This window comes from Chitinophaga jiangningensis, assembly GCF_900142605.1.
Classification (GTDB): domain Bacteria; phylum Bacteroidota; class Bacteroidia; order Chitinophagales; family Chitinophagaceae; genus Chitinophaga; species Chitinophaga jiangningensis.
Window position 1 is genome coordinate 452,376 of the sequence record NZ_FRBL01000008.1, and the last position, 22,674, is coordinate 475,049.

21 protein-coding genes and 1 tRNA gene are annotated in these 22,674 nt (G+C 43.0%); 6 read left to right on the forward strand and 16 right to left on the reverse strand.

The window, feature by feature from the left end:
• Positions 1–111: 111 nt before the first annotated feature.
• The 6 genes from BUB18_RS22250 to BUB18_RS22275 form a co-directional block, all read right to left on the reverse strand.
• Complete coding sequence (locus tag BUB18_RS22250) at positions 112–1,779, reverse strand: tetratricopeptide repeat protein (RefSeq protein WP_083550569.1); 1,668 nt, start codon at positions 1,777–1,779, stop codon at positions 112–114.
• A gap of 39 nt (positions 1,780–1,818) precedes the next feature.
• Positions 1,819–2,319, reverse strand: coding sequence for a tetratricopeptide repeat protein (locus tag BUB18_RS22255; protein WP_073085254.1), 501 nt, complete (start codon positions 2,317–2,319; stop codon positions 1,819–1,821).
• A gap of 101 nt (positions 2,320–2,420) precedes the next feature.
• Complete coding sequence (locus BUB18_RS22260) at positions 2,421–2,975, reverse strand: hypothetical protein (RefSeq protein WP_073085256.1); 555 nt, start codon at positions 2,973–2,975, stop codon at positions 2,421–2,423.
• 266 nt (positions 2,976–3,241) lie between these two features.
• Positions 3,242–4,144, reverse strand: a complete 903-nt coding sequence (locus BUB18_RS22265; RefSeq protein ID WP_218588083.1) for an aromatic alcohol reductase — start codon at positions 4,142–4,144, stop codon at positions 3,242–3,244.
• 100 nt (positions 4,145–4,244) lie between these two features.
• The gene (locus BUB18_RS22270) at positions 4,245–5,138 is read right to left on the reverse strand and encodes a helix-turn-helix domain-containing protein (protein ID WP_073085260.1); all 894 of its coding nucleotides are present in this window, start codon (positions 5,136–5,138) and stop codon (positions 4,245–4,247) included.
• A gap of 229 nt (positions 5,139–5,367) precedes the next feature.
• Positions 5,368–6,240: an AraC family transcriptional regulator gene (locus tag BUB18_RS22275; protein WP_073085262.1), complete on the reverse strand. Its 873-nt coding sequence runs from the start codon at positions 6,238–6,240 to the stop codon at positions 5,368–5,370.
• An 86-nt stretch (positions 6,241–6,326) separates the two neighbouring features.
• Here BUB18_RS22275 and BUB18_RS22280 point away from each other — a divergent pair, with 86 nt between their 5' ends.
• Complete coding sequence (locus BUB18_RS22280) at positions 6,327–6,893, forward strand: short chain dehydrogenase (protein WP_073085264.1); 567 nt, start codon at positions 6,327–6,329, stop codon at positions 6,891–6,893.
• A gap of 6 nt (positions 6,894–6,899) precedes the next feature.
• Positions 6,900–7,391 carry a lipocalin-like domain-containing protein gene (locus BUB18_RS22285; RefSeq protein ID WP_073085266.1) on the forward strand — a complete coding sequence of 164 codons (492 nt, stop codon included), beginning with the start codon at positions 6,900–6,902 and terminating at the stop codon, positions 7,389–7,391.
• A gap of 530 nt (positions 7,392–7,921) precedes the next feature.
• Here BUB18_RS22285 and BUB18_RS22290 read toward each other — a convergent pair.
• The 10 genes from BUB18_RS22290 to BUB18_RS22345 form a co-directional block, all read right to left on the reverse strand.
• A complete protein-coding gene (locus tag BUB18_RS22290; RefSeq protein ID WP_073085268.1) occupies positions 7,922–10,018 on the reverse strand; it encodes a hypothetical protein in 2,097 nt (698 codons plus the stop codon).
• A gap of 751 nt (positions 10,019–10,769) precedes the next feature.
• Positions 10,770–11,564 carry a relaxase/mobilization nuclease domain-containing protein gene (locus BUB18_RS22305; RefSeq protein WP_073085272.1) on the reverse strand — a complete coding sequence of 265 codons (795 nt, stop codon included), beginning with the start codon at positions 11,562–11,564 and terminating at the stop codon, positions 10,770–10,772.
• A complete protein-coding gene (locus BUB18_RS30215; RefSeq protein ID WP_394333112.1) occupies positions 11,554–11,853 on the reverse strand; it encodes a plasmid mobilization protein in 300 nt (99 codons plus the stop codon). Before BUB18_RS30215 ends, BUB18_RS22305 begins: the two co-directional genes overlap by 11 nt.
• Positions 11,854–12,135: 282 nt before the next feature.
• Positions 12,136–12,492 (reverse strand): helix-turn-helix domain-containing protein, encoded by a 357-nt coding sequence (locus tag BUB18_RS22315; protein ID WP_073085276.1) that lies wholly within the window; start codon positions 12,490–12,492, stop codon positions 12,136–12,138.
• An 80-nt stretch (positions 12,493–12,572) separates the two neighbouring features.
• Positions 12,573–13,331 carry a hypothetical protein gene (locus BUB18_RS22320; protein ID WP_073085278.1) on the reverse strand — a complete coding sequence of 253 codons (759 nt, stop codon included), beginning with the start codon at positions 13,329–13,331 and terminating at the stop codon, positions 12,573–12,575.
• 174 nt (positions 13,332–13,505) lie between these two features.
• On the reverse strand, positions 13,506–14,351 hold the full coding sequence (locus tag BUB18_RS22325; RefSeq protein ID WP_073085280.1) for a hypothetical protein: 846 nt from the start codon (positions 14,349–14,351) through the stop codon (positions 13,506–13,508).
• 89 nt (positions 14,352–14,440) lie between these two features.
• Entirely contained in the window at positions 14,441–15,319 is an 879-nt protein-coding gene (locus BUB18_RS22330; protein ID WP_143160049.1) for a hypothetical protein, read from the reverse strand.
• Between the two features lie 161 nt (positions 15,320–15,480).
• Positions 15,481–15,553, reverse strand: a tRNA-Lys gene (locus BUB18_RS22335).
• A gap of 130 nt (positions 15,554–15,683) precedes the next feature.
• Positions 15,684–16,700 carry a pectinesterase family protein gene (locus tag BUB18_RS22340; protein WP_083550573.1) on the reverse strand — a complete coding sequence of 339 codons (1,017 nt, stop codon included), beginning with the start codon at positions 16,698–16,700 and terminating at the stop codon, positions 15,684–15,686.
• Between the two features lie 8 nt (positions 16,701–16,708).
• Entirely contained in the window at positions 16,709–19,189 is a 2,481-nt protein-coding gene (locus BUB18_RS22345; RefSeq protein ID WP_073085284.1) for a glycoside hydrolase family 95 protein, read from the reverse strand.
• A gap of 213 nt (positions 19,190–19,402) precedes the next feature.
• Here BUB18_RS22345 and BUB18_RS22350 point away from each other — a divergent pair, with 213 nt between their 5' ends.
• The 4 genes from BUB18_RS22350 to BUB18_RS30220 all read left to right on the forward strand — a co-directional run bounded on the left by BUB18_RS22350 (position 19,403) and on the right by BUB18_RS30220 (position 22,593).
• Complete coding sequence (locus BUB18_RS22350; RefSeq protein WP_143160050.1) at positions 19,403–20,263, forward strand: XAC2610-related protein; 861 nt, start codon at positions 19,403–19,405, stop codon at positions 20,261–20,263.
• Positions 20,264–20,377: 114 nt separating this feature from the next.
• Complete coding sequence (locus tag BUB18_RS22355; RefSeq protein WP_073085288.1) at positions 20,378–21,178, forward strand: phytanoyl-CoA dioxygenase family protein; 801 nt, start codon at positions 20,378–20,380, stop codon at positions 21,176–21,178.
• A 21-nt stretch (positions 21,179–21,199) separates the two neighbouring features.
• Positions 21,200–21,979: a pseudouridylate synthase gene (locus tag BUB18_RS22360; RefSeq protein ID WP_218588084.1), complete on the forward strand. Its 780-nt coding sequence runs from the start codon at positions 21,200–21,202 to the stop codon at positions 21,977–21,979.
• A gap of 200 nt (positions 21,980–22,179) precedes the next feature.
• Entirely contained in the window at positions 22,180–22,593 is a 414-nt protein-coding gene (locus BUB18_RS30220; protein WP_394333113.1) for a NosD domain-containing protein, read from the forward strand.
• Positions 22,594–22,674: the final 81 nt, after the last annotated feature.

Here is a 22,674-nt window from a genome sequence, read left to right on the forward strand (position 1 = left end):
GTAAAGTAGACAGGAAAATCAAAGGCATAGTGGTTTGGGACCTCTATACAGGCATTACAGGGACCTCTACACGACCCCTACAAAGCATATAACTATATAATAATCAAATATTTAAAATTGCTGCAGAAAATCCGAGAGGTTGTCTTTATGTTCGAGGCGGAAGGTTTTACGGAGGCGGTAGCGGGCCATTTCCACCGATTTTACGGAGATATTATTGAGTGAGGCGATGTCTTTCATGGAAAGATTTAGTCGGATTTGGGCGCAGAGGCGGCGTTCATTTTCGGTGAGGTCCGGGAACTTTTGCAGGAGGTTAAAGAAGAAATCTTTATGGATTTCATTGACGGAGAGGTTAAAGTCCTGGGTGTCTTTATTGCTGTCGAGATCGTACTGGAATTTATGGATCAGGCGATTGAACCGGGCGATATTTTCAGGTTTTGCTTCTCCGTTTATATCCAGTGCCGTTAGTTCATCAATGAAGTTACGGATCATATCATTCCTTTGGGAGATGAAGAGGGCGTAGTTTTTCAGGTCATTATCCCGGTATTCTAATTTATTATTGAGGGATTCCTTTTCATGGATGGCCGCCTCGAGTTCACGTTTAATGAGTGCCTGGCGCATTTCTTCCAGCTCTTTTTCCTTTTTGCGCTTTTGGTTCATTTTGCTGATATAGAGGGCGCCTATTATAATAAGGAGTATCACCCCGGCGGCCAGAGCGTTGCGCTGGAAGGCCCTCAGTTCTTTCTGCGCTTCCAGGGTAATGATGTGCCGTTCATTTTCTTTGGCTTCCCGTTGGATCTTCAGGGCGGAAATAGCTTCGCTTTTGTTTTTAGAGAGAATTTGGTTGCGCACGGCAGTGTATTCCTGTAGTGCGTTAAAGGCTTTCTTGTATTCGCCCAGGTCCTGGTAAAGTAGTGCGGAACTGGTGAGGTTGTCCAGGAGTTTTTCTTTCCTGGTATTCGAGTTCGATTGATTTATCAGCTCCCGTGCCTCTGCCAGCAGCTTTTCGGCTACCGGATATTCTTTTAACTTGATCCTGGAAAAAGCCATCTGGTTCAGCAACTCCGCATGCGCCAATGCATCGCCGGTCCCGAGTATGCCCAGGGCCTTTTCAAAATCGGCCAGGGCGTTGTGGTAGCGGCCAAATTCATTTTCGCAGATACCCCGGTTGCCGAGGGCGCTGGCCACCATGCCTTTGTTGTTGGATTGCTCCGCGATGGCGATGGTACTATCAAAGTACTTCCTGGCGGTTTCGAACTCGTCTTTCATCAGGTATACCAGTCCGAGCGCGTTCATGGAAAGCGCGATCCGGCGTGGATTCCCCAGCTTCTTATACAATTCATGCGCCTGCTGGTGATATTGCAGGGAGAAGTAACCGTTCTCGGTATCATAAAATATCCATCCCAGGTTGGTAAGCGCGCGGGCGGTGGCGCTATCGTTCCCCAGTGCCTCGCAGATGTCCAGCGCGGAGTAGCCGTAGTTCAGCGCCTGGTCATACTGGTCGTTATATAAATACCCCTCCGACAAATTGAGCAGCGATGCCGCCTGTAACTTCCGGTCGGTTTCCTTCAGGGAAAGCAGGTAGGCTTCGTTGGCCATTACCAGCGCGGGATTGGTGGAGTCTTTATTGTAATAAGCAGCCAGCTTGTTGAGCGTGTTGATGCGTTCCACACTGGTCATGTTTTTATTGGAAAGGGACTGATACAGGCTGTCCGGATTCAGTTGAGCGGTGGTGATGTTGGTGTATAGACAAAAGATGAATAGAATTGGCAATAGTTTCATGAGTGGAATGTAAGGAAAATTGGGGAAAATTCTCCAAGGCTACATAGTTATCTTGATTCTTCTGTTTAGGTATAGATCGGTCCATTGCTGTTTCAGGTGGGGCTTGGGAATGTTGGTGGAGAGGTTATCACTTTTTCGGATGCGCAGATACAAATTCAGGTATCTCCTCGCCATAGCTTCCTGCTTCAGCAAGAAGTACATCACGCTGATCCGGAACCTGCAATCGTTTTTAACTGACTTCGCCATACGTTCATCTACCCCGCAATCCCGGCACATTTTATTAAGGTTCCACTTAATGATTCCTTTTGATAAGGTGATTGAATCCTCATACCAACCCAACATGCCTAAATCCACAGCCAGATTAGCCAGGTGAATCACATTCTTGCTATTAACCAACCAAGCAAGTCGGTCGTACACATATGCCTTCTCAAAATTTCCATCCTGGAAATAACTGGCAGCTATTTGTGAGAGCAGGTCTGCATTGTTAGGGTCTTTTTTGGAGGAGGCGATGAGTTGGCGTCGGGTTGGTGGTTTGGGCATTTTAGTACGTCATCGGGTTTAAAAGTTCCTTTAGTTCTATTGGAATAAAACCAGGCAGGTTCTATTTTCATAGAAAAATACAATTATGCCCCGACCATTTTTCAATTAATAAACCGGAAGGATGTGGCAACGGAATCGAACAACGGCCTATAGCGGCCAGCATCCTTCGTTTGCGTCCCAGCAGTAATGATATAAGCGATATTATCCTTTGGAAACACATAACTCACCAGGGTTGCTTTAATACCACGAGGTTCCATATTATATTTGTACCAGGCTCCTTTGAGGCTGTCGGTTTCAATTAGTCCCTGATCCAAAATGACCGCGCTTGGAATAGCTTTCATTACTGCCTGAATCGTTTTTTGCATATACTCCTCCAGCGTATAATGCTGCATATCCTCAGTAATTACATTGATGTTGGTATTTGGATCAGCAGCTGTTTTAGGCGCCAATAAAAAGTAATAGTCGATGCCATATTCTGTTCGGGTATTTGTTGTCCAGCCGGCAGGCACATATATATTGTACCTCCTGTTGCCAACGTTTAGGTGGTGATTCGCAGGGATTTGTTCTACGATTTCATCAGCGGCTTTGCGATATACTGATTTGTTGTTGCATGCGAGAAGGGTGAGTAATAGGCAGAGTGGGATAATTATTTTCATTGGGTTCTAATGTTAAGGCGGATTAAAAGTAAGAAATAATTATAATTTAATAAATTACTTCACTTTCCAATCGTATACAACAGGCTAATGCCAAATTTTACCAGTTCGTGTCGATATCAGCAGACAGGAACTTTTTGCTTATCACACTCATTTACCAGGAGGAATTAAAAAAACAAAACCCCGCGTAGCGCGCGAGGTTTTAATATAAATATCTAGTGCTGCCGTTCGGAACGAACACAGAATGTATTATTCCACCAACCAGCATTTTATGAAAGCAGATTTTTCTTTGCCCAATCGACAATACCGATGGTCGGTATCTGCACATGATAATTAAATGTCTTTTCCATTGGCCATTTGACTCCCGGATGTGTGAATACCATGCGATATTTATTGAAAACATTATCCGGATCTTGTTGTAGGGCCGAGGATAAATATTCTCTGCTCCAGAGGACTCGTTCAAAAGTGGTGTCGAACACCTCTTCCACCCGCTCAGCAATCTGTGTAAATGTGGCTGTTTCCCCTGAAACAAATACGACCTCATTAACAAATTCCGGTTGGTGGAATAAAATCTGGACGGTTAATTTTCCGATATCCTCACAACTGGTAAGCGTCAACGAATGGTTCCAATCACCCAATGCATGAATGGTTTTGGTTTCCAGACTGATCACACCAAAATCCTCACGAAATAAGAAACTTGTAATCATCCCGGTAGATACAATTACCCATTGCGTCTTATCCTGGGCACGTAAGAGGTCCCTTACATCCAGTTGCTCATCAAAAACAGGTTGTGCACTTCCTCTTCCAATCTGGTCATAATCAACTCCAAATTGCCAGGGAACATACCGTCTTACACCACCTTGTAATACGGCCTCAGTAATTTTAACCTGCATTCCCTGTCCAATTGAAAAGCCACTACAACAGATCACCGTATCGTAGCGCCCAAATACTTTTGCCAGTTCGGCGACCGAACTCGTAACAAGGTCAACCGCCTCCAGGTGTACATCCCGGAATGTCGTATTTTGTTCAAAATCCAGCATGACTGCAGCATCTGGTTGTACCAGTGCAGCAATATTTAAGTCTAACTGATGTTTTTCCTGATAGTCATACAAGCCTTGCAGCATAGACAATCCGACTTCCCCTGTTCCAATTACTAAAAATGAGTTATTCACCTTTGCTCCATTTTATGTTACTAAAATTGTTTCCTGAACAAAGGTATATTGGCAGAAAAGTTATCAAGCTGCAAGAAAGCCGGAAATAGATGCAAAAATCCTATGTTGCTCTATAAGCGAGCGGAGTGGTGTTAGTATGTTTCTTATAGAAGGTCAGGAAATGAGGCGTTTCCTGAAAATTTAAACACCAGGCAATCTCTTTTACTGAATAGTTGGAGTGCCTTAACAGCACGTTTGCTTCTTCGATGATACGTTCGTGAATGATTTGCTGGGTTGTTTTACCTGTTGCCTTTTTAAGCGAGTAATTAAGATAATCAACTGTGGTATGTAGCAAATCAGCAAAATAAGCCGGCGACTTACCTGCTAATGTGTTTTCCGGGTTAATATTAAGAAATGCTTTTTCAAGGACATGGAAAAAACGTTCGTCCAGCGTATCTTCCTTATGCACAGGAGTAATATCGTTACGCTTTACTGATTTTTGAATGTAATGGATGATGTCAAATACGCGACTACGCAGCAGATGTTCTTTAAAAGGATAGTCGGAATTCTTCTCTTCTTCTATTTCCAACATCAGCCTGGACAGATCATGATACTCCTCCTTGCTTAAGGATTGAACATAAATTTCCCGCCCTTGAAATACCGGCCAGTTACGCAAATTCAATTTCGTAGCCCCTTTAAGAAAGCTTTCACTGCAGACACAATAAGTAGCACTAATTTTTTCATCATCCGTTTTGAAACGTGATCTTGTCATCGGTTCCAAAAACACAATTGTATAACCTGATATGGGGAATTCTTCTTTATTAGAATAATACGTTGCTATGCCATTTAACAAGGCAATCTTGTAAAAAGGTTTGCGTTGTAAATTCGCGCAGGCAGATAAATCGTTTTTGAGACTCCCCCAATGAAAAATATCAAAATGACCTAAAAATGATTGCTCATTAAGCTTAGGCTCATCAATGTATTGATCATAAAACATTTCTATTTCCTTGTACATATGCCCAATTGTTTATTAAACAAACCTGCTGACAGGCTAAATGCTGCGTCCGTTTAGTATATGTCGAGCCTATTTTTTTATATTTATATAAATAGCTCGTTACATTGCATAAAGTTCGGGAAAGAAATTGGAATGAAAAAAACATGCAAAATGCCAACTTAAAATTTCCAATTTGCATTCCATGGTTTGACTTACCGACTCCGTTGCAATCACTTATCAATCTAGATGATCATATTTTGGATAACTTAACGACATCCATTTGTTGACCACCTGCTTTCCTAAACTCGGAAGGATTTACGCCATAATATTTTTTGAAAGTACGGTTTAGATGACTTTCATCTGTAAAACCAAGTTCATAGACGATTTCACTCATGCGCATATCGCTGTGTAAAAGTCGGGCCTCTACCAGTCTGATTTTGTAATGGGTAATGTAGCTCTGAAGGGTTTCTCCGGTTTGCTTTTTAAAATATCTCCCCAGATAATTTATTGAAATATTAAAATGATGGCTTAGTTTTTCAGTATGAAGTTTTTTCGGGTCAAAAATATTTAACTGTATATAATTTAGAATTTCCAGAATTGGCTCGCCGGTGTTTTCTTTTATATTCTTGGGTAATTTCAGCGCAATATTTCTTGCTACGATAGTAATAATGGTACTGATGATCTGCGCTGATATACGTGTGAAATAGATCTGTTGCCTGTTGTGTTCGTCCACGATAGCACTTACCAAAGACGCAATTAAAGGCTTATCTGTTTTATTTTTTAAGATGCAACCTGGTCTATGACTGGCGTTTTGTAATATATATGCTATATGCGTAACTGTATCATAGTCATTGCCTGTTTTTTCTCTGACATAAGATTCATTAAATCTCAGAAAAAAGAAATTGGTTTTTTGGTCAATATCAAACGAGTAAACGTCTTGTGGTGTTAACAAAAACAAATTTCCTTTTCGATAATTAAACTGATGATTATTGACATACTGTACCCCTGCTCCCTGCATCACATAGATGAGCTCAAAAAAACTGTTATGCTTCAATGGTTTTTCGAAGCGCTCTAATTCCTTCCATTCGACTTCATACTGCTGGTGTAATGTTGCTCGTCTCATGCTTTAAATATACAAAATTAGTGTAAAAATATACAAGCCCTAGCCACGCAACCTTGTATATTTTTGCTATACAAAATACTACTAAAATGAAAATACTAATCATTGGTGCAGGCGGAACTATTGGCAAGCAGGTTGCTGTCGCACTGAAAGAACATGAAGTCATTACAGTGGGGAGAAACACCGGAACTATTAAAGCTGATATCTCTGAAGATGATGCTGTGGAGCGTTTATTCAAGCAAGTGCCGGATATTGATGCCGTTATTTGTGTTGCAGGCGATAGTAATACTGATAATTTGTCAGCTATAACCAAGGCGCAATTCATGGTTGGCATTGAGCAAAAGCTATGGCCGCAAATAAACCTGGTGCTTTCCGGCATGAAGTATTTGAATGATAATGGTTCGTTCACGCTTATTTCCGGAAAAATGGGTGACTTACCCATCAGGGGGTCATCTGGAAAAGCGTTTGTGAATGGCGCGATCAACAGCTTTGTAAAGGCGGCGGCACAGGAAATGCCAAGAGGTATACGGCTAAATGCTATCAGCCCCGGAAAGGTCCTCGATATTGATAGTAATGCATTAGTCGCTGCTTATTTGATATGCCTGGAAACGGACATAAATGGAGAAATTGTAAATGTAGGCTATCAGAAAAATTAATGAGTTATGAAGCACCTGTTATATCTCTTTTTCACTATGTCGTGCTATATTTCGCAAGCACAAGATACACATTCACAGCAGCTTTGGGGTACATGGTCGCTGGTATCAGTAGAAAATATAAACCCCGATGGAAGTACTACTGCGCCATATGGCGATCATCCTGTAGGTATCCTTGTTTTTACCGCATCAGGAAAATATGCTATCCAGATACTAAAAGCTAATAGAAGCAAAGTTGCCACCAACGATAAGGATAAGGCAACTGCTGAAGAAAATGCAGCGTTGGTAAGAGGTAGTAATGCTCATTATGGCATTTATACCGTTGATGAAAATAAACAGACAATAGTATTTAACGTGCAACATGCGTTTTACCCAAACTGGGAAGGTGGTACACAGGTACGTTCGTATGCTATCCAAAACAATCTGCTAACGTATACGGTAACCACTCCTACAAACGGAGGCGCCTCCATGGCGAAGGTAGTATGGAAGAAAGATCAGTAGAAATACATATTTCAACCTAACTGGATTTATCTTGTTGAGCACGAGTGTAAAGGATAGGCAAGGAATTCGAGGCTCAATGGGTGGAGCTCGACTAAACCCTGACTAAAAAAGAAGACCTCGCGCAAGCGCGAGGTCTTCTTTTTTCCAGTGATCACGTTGGGACTATATCAAAGGCTTAATTAGCGCCGCTTTTCGAGGATTTATAAGCTAGTGTATCCGATTTTGTATCCTTCCGGAATAGCTTATTTTGTAGAGGTTTGAAAGAACTTGTAAACGGTACAAAGGTACGAAAAACCTTACTAAATCGGTTCAAAACAAGCAGGAACTTGTTGCCAATCAACCCTTTATTATACAGGTTGAATACACAAAACATCATTATAACAGGAATTCCTTAACAAGTTCTGATCAACCCATGAAAAACTCACAGAATTTAGGTTCATATTAATTACAAATATTGGATTAGTTATTTCGACTTGTCATAGGAAAATGTTGAAAATACAGCTACGCATCTTATATCGATATATGTCCAGTTAATGCGCTTTAATCCAATAATACCCAAGTAGCGTAAAATTGCTCACATTGGTCTTAGTCCCATCTAGGCAAGAAGAGTGCTGACATCTTGCATATTCCATACCACATTCTTGACAAGTTATTTCTTGAATTTGAAATAACGGAGAATAATAAATATTATTGGACTCTATAACATCCGCCAGCTCCCTAAATTCGTCTTTTAACTGAATAGAAATATTTACCCCTTCACGTTTATCTGTATTAATCATGGCATATTTCAGTACTGGTTCTCTTTTAATATATAGGGTCCCGTCGTCATATAATATATCCGTAAGGCGTGGATTATCATTCGAGGTCGGAAAAGAATCTAACCATTTGCCAACTGAATCCAACCAATCGCGGAACTTTTTATTCTCAATTGGAATCGTGGGATACTTGTTAAACCAATCAATTAAAACTTTACTAGTCCCGAGTAACGATACTACAGTTTGCCTGTCTAGATTCTTTTCTTGCCAAGCGAATGTGAATGAAACTGTTTTCTCGGGATGATCCTGGGCAACAAGAATACTAACAACAGCCTGAAAAAGAGCAGCGATGTAATTTGATAGATTTCCATCATTTTGAAGCACTATTTTAGGGATATTCCAATGCAATCCATCATAGCAATCAACTAATTTATAATCGTCGGGAATATGTAGTTTATATCCTTGTTTCAAAAGGGATTTCTTTATTTCAAGAATATCAACCTCAATAATCTTCTTTTCCACATTTGATGCAACTGTATCTATTGTATCGTGTCCCAATAAATTATGAGTTGAAATCTCATTAACAGTCTTATCCACCTTTAAATAACTAACTGCCATACGAAATCCATCATCATATCCCAGTGTTACAGGAATCAACATTTGATCAATTGACAAAGGTTCATCCTCTACAAATTTAATTTCATGTCGATCGTCTTTGCATTCCCCCTCTAAATATTCTTCAATTAGATGGTTCCCTTGAAAATAATGATGCAATAACAATTTCCAATCTGCCAAAGGTAACTGCCCATCAATTCTAAACAGTTTTGTATATAATGACTGCTTCCCGGCCGATTTAATATCATTATCTAATCGTTCTAACATTTTTTCGGTATCATACATTCTAATAGCACCATCAAAATGCTCAAACGTATTGTTATCAGTATTATAAATGGAATGAGCATATCGGCACCCATAATCTTCATTACTGACGCCTAAAGAAGGATTATTTTTAACTTCCTCTGCTTCAAAGGTTTGTTTCCCTCCTTCAATTTTCCAAATAAACTCTGTGCGATCAATACCATTAAATATCTTATTATACTCATCCATTTTATGCTCAGTAACTCCCAGTTTAATTTTGGCAACATCATTATTGAACCTAGGACCTCTCCAATACTCAAATTCCATGGCGGGAACAAATGTTTCCGCAATTCCTATGAGATTAGTATCTAACTTCAGACGTAGAGTAACGTCTTTATCTCCAGCATACTTTAAAAGCTGATCAAGAAAGAAATAATTAAGATTGTTATAAAGTGACAAAGACTTCCTAAAGTATGCGTGGGCGCAAATGGCAAACTTGGATGATTTATCTTTGAAAACACCTTGTCCCATATATTCAAAACTGTCTAGTAAGTCTCGTAAATAAACCAATCCATCTTTATCACGCTTCGACATTATATTACTATAATATCTATCGATTATACCCTCATCATAACATGAAACAAATGTCGAGCTTACCATCTTAAAATTTTCTGATAAATGACCTTTAAGCTCTTTCTCAAACAATTCTTTATAAGGAAGGCATTCGCGTTGACTCCTTACTGCTAGAGCATTAAGATGCAAATTTGATATTTTTGCTTGCTCTTCACTTGTTTCAGCGATAAATGTTTGACCAGCAAGCCTAGTTATTCCCGGCTCAAAATAGAGAGTTGACGGAATAGTCCAACCAATTGGTCTAGTTGAATCATGTCCAAGGCAGCTAGTTAATCCAGTAATTGAGCTTAATTCCAATGCGGTTTCTAACGTTGAAACAGGAAATTGAATTCCATCTTTACTTGGGGATGTTGTTAACAGTACAGATTTTGCGGTTATCATATTTTATCGTCTTGGATTAAAATAATCATTCAGAGGGATATTCCTAAGATTCAGCTTCATTATAGATTGAACCTTATATACTTTTAGTCTTTAACCAAAAAGTACGAAAATTATTGCTAAACCTGCTCTTAAAAACAAAGTATATTAAATTAAATTTCTGTGACTTACACTATACGGGCTGGATATAGGTGCTATCCACGCCCTATCACTATATAAGAAAGTCAGTAACAAGTTGTTGGCCTATACCTGTAAACCGGCAGAATTCAATTACTGTCACAATATCTCCCCTTTTCTTACCGACAGACAGTCGGATCTGCTGCAGAATCTTCCTGGCCGTTCGCTCACTCCGTCCAGTAATGTTCATCACGTCTTTTGCATAAATCACTATGCGGTTAGGTACTATTTTCTGCGAAAATGGCATAATCGGAATGGAAATTTTGAGTTAAAATGCCGGCTTAGGTTTGGGGTGGTTACCGCAAATGTACTGCATCCTGCGCAGATGTAAGCCTAACGGGCTTGGCTATGTAAACAGCCCTTTCTATCATTCAATTGTTTCTATGTGGCAAGGCAAAGTGGAATCATTCCCCTGAAAGGAACAATCGGCAATATCACCTTCTACAAAACGAAAGCCGGACACCTCGCACGTGAGAAAGGCGGCGTAGATGCCAGCCGGATCACAACAGATCCGGCGTTTATCCGGACAAGGGAGAACGGCGCTGAATTCGGTCGTGCCGGCAAAGCCGGTAAGCTGTTACGTACAGCTTTTCGGGCGCTGCTCCTGAACATCGGGGACAGTTATATGTCGTCCCGCCTGCTGCTGCTTTTCAATGAAATTCTTTTGTAACCCCGCTAGTGAAAAGGACCGATCCACACTGCTCCCCTTAAAACAGTAAACACCTTTTTTGAAACTGATTCCTTGTAATTCCTCACTAGCATTTTTATACTTCAGCTTTGTATCAATACCCAATTTTAGTAAAGCCTGTATCAATGAGTCCAGATTGGACGCATGGGGCAAGATGCCAGAAACAGCGGTGAAAATCTCGTATCGGGTGGCTACCTCTGCGTTTAAAGCAGATAGATTAGTTTGTGCCAGACTCTTTTTAACAGCCGGAATAAGGCTATATTTTTTCGTTAATAGCTGGGCCGTTTTCTTACCCTTCAAACCAAGGTAGCTTGTTTGAATTCCTCTGCCATTGTTGTTTACAAGGTTAGCTATTACATGCAGATGCAAATGCTTTTTATCATCATGCCGGGTAACTGAAAACTGGGTATCTGTAATACCTAGATTCTGTAAATACTCCTTTGCAATCCGGGCCAACATCTCATCGTTTACCATTTCGCCAGGGTAAAAACTCAAAATACCATGAAAAACGGCTTCCCTTTTATTGGGCCTAATTTGTCGTTGAGCTTCAAAATCATGGGCCATCAGTTTATAGCTATAATCTCTGACCCCTTCGGCAGCGATGACCGTTGACCGCTGTTCATTCCCGCATATGTAACGGCAGGTACCATAAAAGCCACTTCCTGTAATCACTTTACTTATCATGGTAAAATCGTTTTATTAGGGCATCCACAAAATCCCGGTAGGATTCAAACAAGAGTATGGCGGATAACATGCCTTCCTGCTTGGCAGTCCTGGCGATTTGATTAAGGTTATTGCCAATGGCTTTTAGCTCATTTGCAATAGCCTTTTCCTCCGGTTTAAGCCTGCTGACTATTACACCTTTAACCGCCACCCTCCGCATGTACTCACTTACTGTATAGCCTGCCGTCGATGCCTTCGCTATCACGGAAGTAAGTTCCTCGGCAGTAAATCGGATGCCAAGCTGTTTAATACGTGTAACCGCCTTCCGGGGACGGCCTCCCTTCCTTTTTTCTTATTGTTCTTCCATTTCCTCTCCGCTTTAATCTACGCTTCGATCTTCGCGTCTCCCTTGCGACCACCGGGAGCAAGGGAGCGAGCGGTTTTTGCGAAGCAAAAACACCGCTCGCTAACGGAGCGAAGCCCGTTCCGAATCCCCGAACGGGATGCCGAAGGCGGCACGTTCATTCGTCGCATAAAGGCGGCAAGGCCGACTGTATAATCTTCCCGTCCTAGTGCATGTGCACCAGGACAATCAGCCGAATAATTGAGTTCCGCTATTAGGTCGCTCCCCTTGAAATAGGAGATTTTCAATATCTTCCCGGAGGAAGAAAACGCGGGATTTGACTTTGAAGCGGCGAATTTTCCCGCTCCTTACCCATGAGTGGATGGTTGGCTTGGTAACTTGAAATAATTGGCAGACTTCTGCAATTTTGTACAGGGGCTTTAGGGTTAACCCTGGGGTTTCGTAAATAGAGGTCATTGGTGGAGTTCTATCTAAATTGCCCACTTCTTCTCTGACTATCTGCCTAATCAGCTCTAAAAACTGTTCTGGTTCGCAGGGGAACAACATTGGCGCAATAGCTTTCTCGCTCTTTTCTACATTACTCATACGCTTATGGTTTAGGCACCAAACATATGACAAGACAGTGGTGAAAAAAATCTATGTATACTTAGATATGTGCGTTTTTATCAATCTCGCTGATATTTTTGCTTCATCTGCTCCAAAATCCGAAGGGCTGGTTGGTGATCCAGCTGGTTAAAGTAGTCAGCCGCTAAGTCAATGGCTTTACGCATTTCTGCCCTCTCTTTTACAGTTAAATTGGAAGGTCTGATAATGCGGCGCAAATTTTCCTTGATACTACCAGTATCAACACCGGTCAATTTATTGATGAGCTTGGCGGATTCATCATCACAGGCGAGGGCTTTAATGCCCGCAGTCTGAAATAGGACGTAATGTATCACAGTTAAAGCGGGGATTTTTGTTTGAGTGCGCGCGCTTTTCGTTGGTTCGATAGATTGGGGAGGGACTTTTTTCGCTTCCTCTACAGCCTTCTTATCAGCATCATCTTTCGTCCAACGATCTATCAATGAGTTAATTTGTGGTAAATAGATACGAGAATAAAAAGGCCTATATATCGTCAAAAATAACACCATATAGAGAACAGCCAGGAATAAGGATAATACAGAGAAACCGACCGATGTAAATAAATTTTGAGTTATCACCCAATACAGTAACGATCCCCCTATAATGAAAACAGCAAAATGACGAGGTACATATTCATACCAGTATGCAGCTTTTAATACTTGCTTTGTTCCTTCAATACTCCAATACTGTGAGTGGTTCGAATTTTGTTTGTGTGCCTGTTGGAGTGCTAGCCGGTTAAAGGCGGCGTTAAGTGGGAGATCGAAGGTGAAAAAGGAAATAGTACGATTAATTGGTTTTCCCATGGTTTATCCTTTACCTGAATATAAGGAAAAGCAGTAAATTCGATATACTATATTTATATTACACTTTAAATCACCACTTTATTTATTACATAAATAAATGAAATAACACATTGAATTTGAAGGTTTCAAATTCAATGTGTTGGTCTGGATACATACTGGATATTCTTCACCGTTTTAGTTAATCAAAAGAAGTTTAGCGAAAGCGTCTAAATCGCGTTTGTAGATACGCTGATCTTTTATCTTCCATTCACTTAGAAGATAGGAATCATGAAATAGCTGGGCAGTCTTACTAAATTGCCTAATTACGGCTAGGGGAAATGTTGGTTTAATCTTAGTTAAAATATCTATGCATTCAGGTGCGTGGTCATTTACTCGATTATAAGGCCAAAGCATTTCGTATAAATTACACTTCTCATCTTTTTCATTGGTATCTATATGCCGAAAATAATAGCGCATATCAATTCCGTATGTTGGTATGTCTTTAATATAACATTGGAAATCGGGAATAGTCAAATGACTAACCTCTAAATCCACAATAACTTCTGGTGAAATAATAATCCGCATACCCGATAATCTAGACAATTCAGACGTTTCATACGCCCGCGCCACAGCTTTACCAACCGGATTATCTGTGTCTCTCCCCATAGCAATTGCCCCGATATCCTTGAACTTTACAATCCAGTCCTTTACAATTCCACATCTCAATAAGGGTGTTTTTTCCTCCTCTTCGGTAAACTTGGAGGTATAACCGAAGGCACTTGAAAAAATACTACTAATTGCATTTAGCAAGGGGCCAATTGAAGCACAATCTAAATAGAAACAATCACTGAAAGACCTGAGATAAATCTTGGTGTCTGTAGTTTCATTCACTAGATTAACGACATTTACAAACTGGACTGCCAGATTGGAATATATACTATGAAGTATTTTGACCTTTTGCTCGTCTGTGGTGCTAGTGTCCATTACTATAGCCTTATAACCTAGTACATCAATAAAAGCGCAATATTTTGTTTCAATCATAATATTCAAGAAAATATTTTGTAAGATGTAAGTTTTAAATCTTACGAAAGATAGCTAGAAATACTCTGAGAAATATACCTAAATTGAATTTATTTAATAACGGATTCACCAACTTCATAAAATGAAATTTCCTGAAGATTCATTGATGGAGCATTGATTCTTTCAACTTGGTATAAAAATTTTTCGCCCCAATCATCAACCTTTAAATTAATTGCGTAATAATGGTTCTTATAGGCGATTTCAATGTAACCTCCTTTGTATGGGTCGATTTTTATTCTGTTGAGAACTGTGTCAAGCTTCAACAAAAGAGCTTCACCATCTTTATTTCTACCTCTAATTTTTATTTGTCTTAAGTTGACGCCACCGATTAAGAACATATTATAATATCTTCCTAAAAAAACATTCCCATCCAATATTGATTTCTTTTCTTCAGATACAGGGAGTTCGCCATGAATTGGTAATTTAAATGTATCTACTTGATTGGAAGGATTATTTGTATAAATTGTAGAAGTATCGTGAGAATTAGTCTTTGATGTAAAAGCTTCTCGATAAACTTCCGACAATTGTTTATAGAAAGCGAGAAGAACAGTAACTCCAATTCCTATTACAATTATAGGAGCAATTATCTTGTTATTCTTTATTTTTTTTAATAACCTATCTACTAGGGTGTCATCTTTGGAATTACTACCGCTTGGCTGCGGTACGGGCATTTGTTTATATCCTCCATCATTGATAAAAAATATGCCCTTATCCGTAATCAAAGCATCAGGTGCTCCATTATAAGCTTTGGAACTTGTATCGATTATATAACCATCTTCCAAAAGCTTGCCTCTTAGAGCTTTTAAATAGCTCAATTTATCTGTATCTTTATAATCTACTCCTAGAATATCATGAAAGTACTGAGATCTGGAGTTAGTTTTCAATGTTCCTAATATTTGGTTTAGGTCTTTGATTATTTCATCATTCATAGAATAATAGTGAATATCTCCAAATATAGATAAAAATCTATACCTTAGTAAGGTTAACGTGGCACTTAATAAAGTTAAGTAAACCTCGCGCCTAAACGCGAACATTATAGAGGAGATTATCGAGTAAAATGAAAAAACCTGCGACTAGCGCAGGTTTCCTGTGATCCCGCTGGGACTCGAACCCAGGGCCCATACATTAAAAGTGTATTGCTCTACCAACTGAGCTACGGAATCATTCCCGTTCATTTCGGGAGTGCAAAAGTATAAAAATTCCAATTACTTCCAAAAAAATTTAAAAACAATTCTTATTTAGGTTGCAAAGCATAAAAAACAAAACAGCGTTACCAGAATACAAGAGAAATAATTACGGCCGCCAGTTATCCTCCCCTTTCAACACTTCCTCCTTCGCATACGCCACCGATTCCTTTCTGGTTAAGCTTTTCACACCTGCCCAGCCAGCACGCTCCTGCATATCCGCACCTTTTCCTTTATTGTTATACTCATACAAATGCAAACTATCACTCGTAGCCGCATAAGGCATGCGCCACGTAGTTGGCCAGCCCTTTGGATCAATCTCCGCACCTAACTCGGAATGCAGAATAGCCACTTTGGGATAGTGATGCCACGGCCTCCCCAGCGCAATCAGCCGGCCATCGTCGCCGGTACGCGGACTCGCAGCGGCGTAGGTGAACTTACAATTATTGAACACGAAGCCATACTGCTGGTTGCCCGGTGTAGACGGTGCCGTTATCCAGCCACCGCCATAACTACGAATTTCGCAAGATTGAAAATAACCAATTCCACCGCCGTAAATATAATCCGTACGCCCCAGGATCAGGCACTGGTCGAAGTAACTGCGCATGCCGTCTGCTGCGGCATATACCGTATCCTGGTAGCCGAGAATATTGCATTTGCGGAATATTATCCGGTCGCCGCGGAGTGTAAGAGCCTGTGCCTGCCCTACCGGCCCCGCAGTGTTGGAAATCGTTAAATTCTCTGCTGTAAAATCATTACCCAGTATCGTAAGTGTGGCGGAAGTACGGATCAGGTCCGCATGGTCCTGCCATAGTGCCCAGGAGGCCGCCGGGCATTTATTGCCCGACTCCGGACTGTTACAATCGTACATATGATAGCTGATAATCGTTTGGTCGCGGCTCTCCCCTACCATTTTGATATGATTCTTCCCAACTGGCACGATCAGCTTCTCTTCGCTATAAATTCCATTCTTGATGTAAATAATCGTTTCGTCGCTAGCGGCGTTGATCGCCTGTTGGATGCTGGTGTAATCACCACTGCCATCTTTTGCCACCACCAGCTTTTTAGCCGCAGCAGTAAAACAGCACAGCAACATTAACATTCCCGCAGCTATCATTCTCTTCATAAAAATCCCTATTTAAAAGTAATGACATAAGTTTTTCCAGCTGTTGTAGGGAGATCGTAATCGCTCGTGTGCAGTACGGTGGCAGTCGTAGCCGGTGCCTCAGCTGAAATAAGCGGTTTAGCCACCTCCATCACCTGATAGAAAGGGTTCCCATTAGGCCCTTTCGCAGCGCTGAGGCCACTGGCAACAGGCTTCCAGGAGTTATGCAGGCGCAGGCGAAGATTACCTCCCAGTTTAGCCGTTACCGTTACTTTCTCCGGCTTGTTATTTTTCCAGGTGATGGCAACCGTGTAACCACCGCGTGCCACCAAACCATTCACAGTACCGTTTTTCCAGCTATCAGGCAGGGCAGGTAATATTTCCACGGCACCGTCCTGACTCTGCAATAGCATCTCTGCAATACCAGCGGTACAACCATAGTTACCATCAATCTGGAACGGCGGATGCGCATCAAACAGGTTCGGGTAAGTACCGCCTCCCTGGCCAAACTGCGTGTCCGGCGATACGAGGTTGAGCTGATTAGTGATCAGCTTCAGCGCGTGATTACCATCTTTCATCCTCGCCCAGAAATTCACTTTCCAGCCCATGCTCCAGCCGGTGCTAATATCGCCGCGACTCACCAGCGTATTATTCGCCGCCTCAAATAATTCCGGCGTGGTTACCGGCGAAATCTGGTTGGACGGGAACAAGCCGAACAAATGCGAAATATGCCGGTGCCGGTCATCTTTACGATCCCAATCGTTGATCCATTCCTGCAACTGTCCGAACCTGCCGATCTGCATCGGCGGCAACTGTGCACGTTTGCGGATCAGCGTATCCGTGAAAGCCGCGTCCGTAGCAAGAACTTTCCCTGCCTGTATGGTGTTGTAGAATAATTCAGCTACAATCTGGTTGTCCATCGTAGTGCCGTAGGTAAGCCCGATACCATTGCCGGCACTGTCTTTCATGTAATTATTTTCGGGCGACATCGAAGGAGTCACCACCAGCCAGCCATGATCCGGCTCTACCTGTAACGCATCTACGTAGTAGGTAGCCGCACCCTTTAAAATTGGATATACTTCTTTCAGGAAGGCCTTATCGCCGGTGTACATATAATGCTCCCACAGATGACGGGTAAGCCAGGCGCCGCCCATGGGCCACATGCCATAAAATCCACCGTCCACCGGGCCGGTAATGCGCCACAGATCGGTGTTGTGATGTGCCACCCATCCGCGGGCGCCATAGAGTGTACGGGCGCTTTCCTGGCCGGTAACGGATAAGTCCTTCAGCATATGAAACAGCGGCTCTCCCAGCTCACTCAAATTAGTGACCTCCGAAGGCCAGTAGTTCATTTCTGTATTGATGTTGATGGTGTACTTACTATCCCAGGCCGGGTTGGTTTTATGGTTCCACTTGCCTTGCAGATTGGTAGGCTGCCCGCCGGGCTGCGATCCTGCAATCAACAGGTAACGGCCAAACTGGAAATACAATTCAATCAATTGCGGGTCCTGACTGGTACTAAATTGCTTCACACGTTCATCCGTTGATAAATTGGCTGTGGTAGCCTTTCCTAAGTTCAGATTTACCCGGTTGAAGTACTGGGTATAATACTGCTCATGCAAACCGCGGATCTGCTCAAATGGCTTTTTGCTGCCTTTATTCAGGTAATCCACGGAACGCTGGTGCGCATCCGCACTTACATCTCTGTAATTATTAAAATTAGTACCGATGGACACATACACAGTAGCGCGGGTGGCACCTGTAATGTTAATGGTACTGTCGGTGTAGGCTATTTTACCATCGGGAGATGTTACCCTTACATTCGTTTCAAAGTTAATGGCCGGCTCCAGTTGCTCTGCCATCCCCGGTCTACCCGCCAGTGTCAGCAGTTGATCCTTTACCTGTCGCTGCGTACGTGTATGCGCACTCGTTAGTCCGACATTAAAACGCAACGCACCTTTTTTAGATGCTGCTACCTCTACCGCAATTACATTTTCCGTAAACGAAGCCAGGGCGGTGCGGGTATAAGTCACCCCGTCCACCTGGTAGCTCACCGTGCTGGTCGCCTTGCTGATGTTGAGGTCCCGCTGGTAACCGGTAGCCTTTTCATGCCCCGGAAAATACAACAGCAGGTCGCTGGCAGGCTGGTAGCTCATCCCGTTTTGCGTTGCTACAATTTTAGCTTTGGACAACTGCTGTGCTTCCGCATACTTTTTCTGAAATAACAGCTGCCGCAATTCGGTGATCACTTTGCCATGACTTTCCACCACATTATTATGCGGCTTACCTGTCCAGATGGTTTCTTCATTCATCTGCAAACGCTCAGTGGCAGGGCCACCAAATACCATGGCCGCCAGTCGGCCATTACCAATCGGCAACGCCTCGTTCCAGGTTTGGGCCGGCTTATCGTACCATAGTTTCAGGTCGGTGGTTTGCTGGGCCACAGCTGGCAGTGATAACATAACTGTTGTAACGGCGGCTATCAGCTTACAGGAAAGGGTATGATTCATATACGTGGTTTACATCGTGGATTATATAATGTCAATATGACAATTTTTTAGGTAGATGGAAAAACTAATTTACGCAATCGTTCCCGAAAAGGCTTCATAACAGCCAATCTTAACCCAAACTAATAGTATCTTCCCGTTTACGGATATGGGTCCAACGTACACGTATATGGATTACCGTTAATGCAATTGCAAGTGTTGATGTACCTTGCGGGCATGATGACAAAGTTGAAAATCCTCACGGGAATGCTCCTGTGCTGTACCGTAACCCAAGCCCAGACGATTACTACCGTTACTTATAACTACACCGGTGCGGTGAGTAAATATCCTATTGAAATGCAGCTACTGATCAGCAGCAATACCGACACACTCACCGGCGAATACTATTATACCCGCAATGGGCGCGATGCCCGGCTGGACCTCAGCGGTATAAGAACCGGACAGGACTCCCTTTTCCTTACTGAGAAAAATTTCCGTGTGCGCGATGCAAAGGGGAAGTCGTTGGTAACAGGCAACTTCCTCCTCGCGGGCATTGATTCTCTCTCTGGAAAATGGACAAACGCCAAAACCGGCACCACCTTGCAGGTGACGGGCACACTTCGTGAAAACCTGCAATGGTTAAGGCCTTCCGACTACGACTTTCGCCTCCGCACCTATAAAGGACAAATGGAAAATGCCGGCGGTAATACGAGCACCTATACCAAAACTAACCTGCTCGATGTTTACTACAAGGGCAAGCTGCTGCAATCCCTCAGCGGCTTTGACCAGGCGCTGTACGACCATCGGGCGGAAGTAATCCTGGAAGACCTGAATTTCGACGGTTATTTTGATGTGAAGGTGCCTATTTACTTCCCTGACCGGGCGAAATACGACGGCTCTTTCCTGTATTTCCTATTCAACAAATACACGCACAAATTCGAGGCTAACCAGCAGTTAAACGATCTGGAATACCTGACCTTCGATGCAGTGAAAAAGGAATTTTACCGCTATGATCAGGATGCGGACGGCTTCATCATCAACTATTATAAATGGAGCAGCGGAGAGGCTTACCGGGTAAGAACAGAAAAAGAGCAGTAGATTTTTTATATCTTTATGCCATGAGAATGACACCAACACTTTAATACTTCTTCCTTTCAGGTGGTTATTACGCCGGCATCCGGCGTGCATTATTGTCATTCTCAATACTTTCTCATGGAAGAAGTACTTCATCCGCAACAGATTCAACAATTTATTACTTCCGGCTTTGTCCGCATCAACAATGCTTTTGATCCTGCTACTGCGGCGGCAGCCAGGGATATTTTATGGAGAGATATGGGTCTTTCCCCTGACGATCCGGCGTCCTGGCAGCAGCCGGTCATCAGGCTGGGCATGTATTCCCAGCGCCCCTTTATTGAATCAGCCAATACTCCCCGACTTTTGAGTGCCTTCGATCAGCTGGTGGGCGTGAACCGCTGGCTGCCCTGCGGTGCTATGGGCACCTTTCCGGTGCGCTTCCCTTCTGCTGACGACCCGGGTGATACCGGCTGGCATGTGGATGCCAGCTTTGGAGAAAATGCGACCAGCTTCTTCGATTGGCGGGTCAACTGGCGATCTAAAAACCGGGCGTTGCTGATGTTATTCCTGTATTCGGATATCAGCGATCAGGACGCACCTACACGCATAAAAGCAGGCTCACACCTGGATATGGCCAAACTCCTCTATCCGGCCGGTGAAGCTGGTTTAACTTTCGGGGAGATAGCAGCTGCCCTTCCTTCCCTACCTGCCCGTCCGGAGGTAATTGCCACCGGCAACGCGGGCACGGTATACCTCTGCCATCCCTTCCTGGTGCATGCAGCACAGCCGCACCACGGAACAGTACCCAGGTTCCTGGCGCAGCCCCCGCTGCTGCTCAGGGATGAATTGATGAAGCCCGGTACTGCAGCTGCCTACAGCCCGGTGGAACAGGCTATTCAACTCGGCCTCAGCGATTTTCCTTGCCGGCCGTCTGAATAGTACTATCTTTGCGCCTTTTTGATGACTATGCCGGAAGTGATGGAGGAAATGGTGAGCAAGGACGCTGCTTTTTGTCGCTTTGAGGACCAGGAAATGGCCCGGGCGCTAGCTTTGGGTATCACCTTCCACCTGGATGGTGATACCCACCCGCTCTGCAATATGGCCGCCACCAGTTTACAGGAATACCTGACGCAGCAAACGGACTGGACCCACAACTTCGGCCTCACCACCGGTGATACCGGCACGGTCATCGGCAAAATGTTCGGCGTACTGGTAGTTCGCCACCCCAACGGCGATATTGGCTACCTCAGCGCCTTCTCCGGCAAACTCGCCAATACCAACGATCACCACCGCTTTGTAGCGCCCATCTTCGACGGACTCCAACCCGGCAGCTTCGTGAACACCGGCATGACGCGGCTCAGCGCTATCAACGCGGAAATTGCAGCCCTCCTGCCTGGTGACACCGTCGAAATCAACCGCCTCAAAGAAATGCGCAAAGCCCATTCGGTAGCCTTACAGCGACAAATCCACGAACAATACAATTTCCTCAACGGTGCCGGCTACACTAAAAACCTGATCGACATCTTTACGGACCATGGCTACAAGCAGCCACCTGCAGGTGCCGGGGAATGCGCCGGGCCTAAACTGCTGCAATATGCATTCCTGAAAGGCCTGGAACCATTGGCCATTGCGGAATTCTGGTGGGGATTGTCCCCCAAATCAGCCACCTGGAAGCATGGGGAATATTATAAGCCCTGTAAGGAAAAATGCCGGCCGATATTGGGATGGATGTTGGGGTAATAGCGCAATGCGTTGGAAATGGATTTGCTAACAATATCGCGTCACGGCCAAACATAGGCATGATGTTTCAAAACCAGATACTGTCATTGCTATTCGCTAACAATATCGCGTCACGGCCAAACATAGGCATAATGTTTCAAAACCAAATACTGTCATTGCTATTTGCTAACAATATCGCGTCACGGCCAAACATAGGCATGATGTTTCAAAACCAGATACTGTCATTGCTATTCGCTAACAATATCGCGTCACGGCCAAACATACGCATAATGTTTCAAAACCAAATACTGTCATTGCTATTCGCTAACAATATCGCGTCACGGCCAAACATAGGCATGATGTTTCAAAACCAGATACTGTCATTGCTATTCGCTAACAATATCGCGTCACGGCCAAACATAGGCATAATGTTTCAAAACCAAATACTGTCATTGCTATTCGCTAACAATATCGCGTCACGGCCAAACATAGGCATAATGTTTCAAAACCAAATACTGTCATTGCTATTCGCTAACAATATCGCGTCACGGCCAAACATAGGCATAATGTTTCAAAACCAAATACTGTCATTGCTATTCGCTAACAATATCGCGTCACGGAGTAGAGACTTTTAGATTTGTGCAATGCATACACTTAATAAAAATCTTTACTATAAAAATTCTTATTACCTCTTTTCCGTTTGTGAATTTGTCAGA